At 70.2% G+C, this 3,765-nt stretch carries 4 protein-coding genes and 1 pseudogene; 3 read left to right on the top strand and 2 right to left on the bottom strand.

Annotated features, from left to right (window positions below):
* Positions 1 to 598, top strand: a 598-nt coding sequence (locus RMO85_RS05085) for an alpha/beta hydrolase (RefSeq protein ID WP_310526905.1), incomplete at its 5' end; no start/stop codon positions are given.
* A 114-nt stretch (positions 599 to 712) separates the two neighbouring features.
* Here RMO85_RS05085 and RMO85_RS05080 read toward each other — a convergent pair.
* Positions 713 to 1,276 (bottom strand): hypothetical protein, encoded by a 564-nt coding sequence (locus RMO85_RS05080; RefSeq protein ID WP_310526904.1) that lies wholly within the window; start codon positions 1,274 to 1,276, stop codon positions 713 to 715.
* Between the two features lie 75 nt (positions 1,277 to 1,351).
* Complete coding sequence (locus tag RMO85_RS05075) at positions 1,352 to 2,971, bottom strand: M28 family metallopeptidase (protein ID WP_310526901.1); 1,620 nt, start codon at positions 2,969 to 2,971, stop codon at positions 1,352 to 1,354.
* A 135-nt stretch (positions 2,972 to 3,106) separates the two neighbouring features.
* Between RMO85_RS05075 and RMO85_RS05070 the strand changes: the two genes are divergently transcribed.
* Both RMO85_RS05070 and RMO85_RS05065 read left to right on the top strand, forming a co-directional pair.
* On the top strand, positions 3,107 to 3,460 hold the full coding sequence (locus tag RMO85_RS05070; RefSeq protein ID WP_310526892.1) for a sterol carrier family protein: 354 nt from the start codon (positions 3,107 to 3,109) through the stop codon (positions 3,458 to 3,460).
* A 29-nt stretch (positions 3,461 to 3,489) separates the two neighbouring features.
* Positions 3,490 to 3,765 (top strand): annotated as a pseudogene (locus RMO85_RS05065) (GNAT family N-acetyltransferase); the annotation flags it as partial.

Genomic DNA, 3,765 nt, shown 5'->3' with positions numbered 1-3,765 from the left:
CGGCGCGCCCCTGGCAGCCGACCTTGCAGCACGCGGGTGGACGGCCCTCAACGTCGAGTACAGACGCGTCGGCAACGGTGGCGGCTTCCCCGAGACGTTCGACGACATCCACGCCGCGATCAACCTCGCAGGGGTCGATGGGGGTCCGGTCGTCACGCTCGGCCACTCCGACGGGGGCCACCTCGCAACGTGGGCGGCCGCACGACAGCGCTTCGACCGGTGGGTCGGCGGCGTCGAAGTCACCCACGTGCTGTCCCAGGCCGGCGTGGTCGACCTGACGTCGGCGTACGAGGAGGACCTCGGCGGGGGAGCGGTCGCGGCCCTGATGGACGTCGGGCCCAAGAACCCGGTCTACGAGCTGGCCGATCCGATGCGGCACGTCCCGCTCGACGTGCCGGTCTGGTGCCTGCACGCGCCGGACGACACGAGCGTGCCGATCAGCCAGTCGCGCGACTACGTGGAGGCCGCGACGGGTGCCGGCGCGTCCGCCGAGCTCGTCGAGGTCACGGGCGGCCACTTCGACCTGATCAACACGGCCACGCAGACGTGGAAGACGATTCTCGACGTCCTGGAGACGATCAGTCCGGCAACAGGCTGATCTTCTGCCAGATCTTGCGTGACATCCCGGTGGTCAGTGTCTCGATGGTGCTGACAGTTTCGAGCACGAGCGGGTCGCGCGACTCCTCCGCGCACAGCGCGGCGACCTTGCCGATCAGGCTGAGCAGTAGTCGAGGTAGTGCTCCATCCCCGCCCGGTCCAGATCGAGCTCCGGCGACACCGACGTCGTGACGAAGTCGTCGCGCAGCCGCTCGGGATCCTTGGTCAGCTGGTGCATGTCGACGATGTGGGCCAGCGAGCGGAGCCGGTGCAGGAGGCCGAGCAGCTGGCCACGTTCGAGGCGGTTGGGCAGGGCGTGCAGGAAGAAGACGGCGAGGGCGGCGAACACGAGGTCGTTGATCGCGCTCTCGATCAGGGGCAACCAGTCGACGGAACTGTCGACCCGCCCGGCGTCCTGCATCGCGAGCACGAGGGCGACGAGGGTCGCGAGTACGACGATGCCGACTCCCACCAGGGACACCTGGCGCACCCACCGGAGCCGCCCGCGCGTCGCCGCCGCCCCGGTCGAGACGTCGTCGGCGAGCCGGGTGAGCTCGGCCGCGACCCGCGCCAGCCCACGGGCCGGGAACCGCGCCCCGATCCGCTCGCTGAGCCGGACGACCGTCTGCTGCACGGCGGACGCCGAGAGTCGTTCCAGAAACGGTTGCTCGACACTCATGCCGCGCAGCGTATGCCGGACGCGACGACGGGCCCCGACCAACCGGTCGGGGCCCGCCGCAGCTTCGTCAGGGTGTCAGCTCAGCGGCAGCTCGTGAGCCTCGTCGTGCAGGCCACCGCCACCGGAGGTGCCGTCGCCGCGGACGGCGCCGTTGATCGGCTCCGACAACGATTCCACGGAGCGAGCGAAGGTCCACACGGCGTGCGCGATCGCGTCGGAGTTGACGTCGACCGCATGGGAGTTGACGTTGTCGATCGTGTCGCACTCCTGGTGGTAGCAGCTGTCGTACGCCGCCCCGGCGACGCCGCCGAACAGGGCAGCCTGATCTGCCGTCTTGACGCCCTCGGCGCCGGTGAAGAGGCCACCGGCCGGGATGCCCTTGGCGATGAACGGGCCGTAGTCGCTGCGACCACTGAACGGTGTCTCCGCGGACGGCAGGTCCTGGCTCTCGAAGTAGTCGTGGAACATCGCCTCGATCTGACCCGACCCGGCCGGACCGGGCGCGGCTCCCGGACCCACGGGGAAGGCCGAGTTGTCGCCGTCGTAGACGAACAGTGCGTAGTTGGGAGACCCGACCATGTCGAAGTTGAGATAGAGCTTCGTACGTGCCAGCGTCGCCGGGTCATGGGCGGTCAGGTCGTTGACGTAGTGGTTGGACCCGAGCAGACCGAGCTCCTCGGCACCCCACCAGGAGAAGCGGATCTTGTTGTTCGTCTTGGTGTGCGCGAGCTCCTCGGCCACCTCGAGCAGGGCCGCGCTGCCGGAGCCGTTGTCGTTGATGCCGGGACCGGCGACGACACTGTCGAGGTGTGCGCCCGCGTGCACGAGGTTGGCGGGGTCGCCCCGCCTGCTGTCGGCATGCACGTTCCACGTCGGCCGGATCTCCGACTCCGTCTGCGTCGCGACGTGCGCGCTCGCGCCCGTGGCCAGGGCCTGGCCGATCGCGAAACTGGTGCCGAGGGAGGGCACGGTGGCGATCGGGGCGCCGAGGGTGCCGGCGAAGGCTTCGGTCCGACCTGGCGTGCCCTGGTTCATGACGATGACGGCGGCGGCGCCGGCGCCCTCGGCGTTGGTGTGCTTGGTGGCGAAGGTGCAGGTGCCTCGCTGAACGAGGGCGATGCGGCCGGGCGTGAAGCCCGCGAAGTCCGCCGCCTCGCACCCGCTGTTCGACGCCGCGGGGTTAGCGAGGTTGAGGTCGACCGCCTGCACGGCCGCAGTCATGTCGCCGGAGCCGGAGTAGGTCATCAGCGAGAAGTCCGTGCCGTCGACGTACGCGGTCGGGGTGGGTGCGGTCTGCTCGAACGTGGCCAGCGAGATCTGGCGGTAGAACGGGAAGTCGAACTGCTGGACGACGGGGTCATACCCGGCGCGTTCGAGCCTGCGCACGATGTAGTCGCGTGAGGCCGCATAGCCGGGGGTGCCGGACGCGCGGCTGCCGTCGTTGCGGTCCGCGATCGCCTGCAGGTCCTCCAGCGTGCGCATCACCCCGGCGAGGTCCACCTTCTTGCGCAGCTTGGCCGAGGAGTCATGGTGGGACTTGCCGCTGTGCGTGTGGTCGGTGCGGGTGCCGCGCTCGCCCTGGTCGCGATCGGCCGCGGATGCCAGCGGGCTGGCGGCGATGGCGGCCACCAGGGTCGCCGAGGTCACCAGGGCACCCGTGCGCGGGCGCACACGAGTTGTCCGAGATGTGTTCATGGGTCCTCCAACTTCCGAGAGCGCGGGCGCGGACGCGCACGTGCTCTCGGCACGCTATGTGTGGCCCACGTCACAGGGCAACCCAGGTCGGTGTGCGGTCGAGAGGCCTGCCTGGGGCACGACTAGGGTGCAGCCGTGCCTGTTCGCCGCCCCGCCGCCCCGGAAACGGTCGCGGCGGCGCTGGCAACGCGGACGGCTGCCGACGACAAGCTGCTCACCAAGCACTTCCTCGCCGTGCTCGCCGACCGCGCTCCCGGCAACTCCGTGGAGGTCCGCATTCCGCCGTACGCCGCAGCGCAGGTGATCCCCGGCGTGCGGCACACCCGCGGGACGCCGCCGGCCGTGATCGAGACCGATGCCGCGACGTGGATCGCCCTCGCCACGGGCAAGCTCGAGTGGCAGGCGGCCATCGCCAGCGGCCGGGTCCTGGCGAGTGGCGAGCGCACCGACCTGACGGCGTACCTGCCGCTCACCGACACCAACGACTGACACGAACGACTGACACGAACGAGGACTGAATGGACATCCGCTCGCTCGGCTTCCGCACCGACCTGCGCCTGCTGGAGATGACCGGCAGCGAGATCGAGGACCGGGGCACCCACCTCGTGATCCGCACGCCGTCCAACCCGACCTACTTCTGGGGCAACTTCCTGCTGCTCAAGCAGCCGCCCTTCCCGGGCGGCGAGCGCGAGGTGATCGGGGCGTTCCACACGGAGTTCCCCGAGGCCGAGCACGTGAGCATCGGCATCGACGGCACCGAGGACCAGACGGCCGCGCTCCAGGCGTTCATCGAC

The sequence above is a fragment of the Nocardioides sp. genome, assembly GCF_031422975.1.
Taxonomy (GTDB): Bacteria; Actinomycetota; Actinomycetes; order Propionibacteriales; family Nocardioidaceae; genus Nocardioides.
The sequence above is the reverse complement of the archived record's forward strand: the minus strand, read 5'-3'. Positions and strand labels throughout refer to the sequence as shown.